We start from the raw sequence: 1,645 nt of genomic DNA, 5'->3' as shown, positions 1-1,645 counted from the left end.
CTCCGGCGCCATCGCCGTCACTCCACGGCGCCGCAGGTGCTCCTCGGCATCTTCGGCCGCCGCCATACCGCTGCCGCCCCAGGCGCCCCAGGCAATCGAGGTGGCGGTCAGGCCGCGGGCCCGGCGCCGCTGGGCAAGGGCATCGAGGTAGGCGTTGGCAGCCGCGTATGCGCCCTGGCCACCACCACCCCACACACCGGAGTTGGAGGAGAAGAGAACGAACGCGTCGAGGCCCTCGGCGTCGACCAGCTCGTCCAGATGCGCGGCACCCGCCGTCTTCGCACCGAACACCTCCGCCACGTCGGCGGCGGACATGTCCGCGACCGTGTGCGCCGGGCTCACACCGGCGGCGTGGAAGACGGAGCGGATCCGGTGCCCGTCGGCTGCCAGCTCCCCCAGGAGACCGGCGAGCGCCTGGCGGTCGGCGACATCGCAGGCCGCGACGGGGACCCTCCTCCAGCTCCGCCTTCAGTTCACCGGCGCCCGGCGCGTCCAGACCACGACGACTGGTCAGCACGAGGTGCTCGACGCCCTCGCTCGCCAGCCACCGCGCCACGTGCCCGCCGATGGCACCCGTGCCACCGGTGACCAGCGCGGTGCCGCGCGGCGTCCACTCCGGGGCCGCGCCCTTGCCCGTGTCTACGGGGGCGTGGGCGAAGCGGCGTACGAAGATGCCCGTGTCCCGCACCGCGAGCTGGTCCTCGTCGCCGACCCCGGTCAGGATCGCGGTGAGCCGGGTAGCCGTACGGGTGTCGTAGGACTCCGGCAGGTCGACGAGGCCGCCCCACCGGTCGGGGTGCTCCAGCGCCACGACCCGGCCCAGACCCCACAACTGCGCCTGCACCGGGGACTCCAGAGCGTCACTGCGACCGGTCGACACCGCACCGGACGTCACCGCCCACAACCGCGCCCCGACCCCCGCATCACCCAGAGCCTGCACCAGGGCGACAGTGCCGACGAGACCCACAGGCACTCCGTCGTGCTCCGCGTGCGCCGACTCCTCGAAACCGAGCAGCGAGACCACACCCGCGAGACCGGCGTCCCCGAACTCACGCAGGCGCGAGGCCAGGCTGTCGCGCGTCAACTCCTCTGCGGGCAGGGTCAGTTCGGCGACCTCCGCACCGGCCTGCTTCAACGCTCCGACGGCACCCGTCGTCCACGCGTGCCCCGCGGCGCTCTCCGGCGCCACGACGAGCCAGCGACCCGACAGGGCCGGGGTGGGAAGGCCGCCCGACAGCGGCTTCCAGGTGACCCGGTAGCGCCAGCCGTCGAGGGTCGACCGCTCGCGCCGCTGCCGCCGCCAGGACGCGAGTCCCGGCAGCACCGCGCCCAGCGAACGCTCGTCCACGTCGACGAGCGTGGACGTCAACTGCTCAAGGTCCTCGCGCTCCACGGCCTCCCAGAACCGCGCCTCGACCTCGTCCACGGCCTGCGCGGCATCGCCGTCGATGCCCTCGTCGGGGGCCACCATCCAGTAGTGGTCGCGCTGGAAGGCGTACGTGGGGAGGTCGACGGTGGCGCGGGGGCCGGGGAAGAGGGCCTTCCAGTCGAGTTCCGCGCCGTGGGCGTGGGCCTCGGCGAGGGAGGCCGCCAGGCGGTCGGCGCCGCCTTCGTCGCGTCGGAGGGAGCCGAGGGTGGCCGCCGG

1 pseudogene is annotated in these 1,645 nt (G+C 74.2%); it reads right to left on the bottom strand.

The features are described from left to right. Positions 1 to 1,471 (bottom strand): annotated as a pseudogene (locus STRAU_RS44795) (SDR family NAD(P)-dependent oxidoreductase); the annotation flags it as partial. Positions 1,472 to 1,645: the final 174 nt, after the last annotated feature.

The organism is Streptomyces aurantiacus JA 4570 (assembly GCF_000414115.1).
GTDB lineage: Bacteria > Actinomycetota > Actinomycetes > Streptomycetales > Streptomycetaceae > Streptomyces > Streptomyces aurantiacus_A.
Note: the sequence above shows the minus strand (reverse complement) of the source record. Positions and strands in the feature narration are given on the sequence as shown.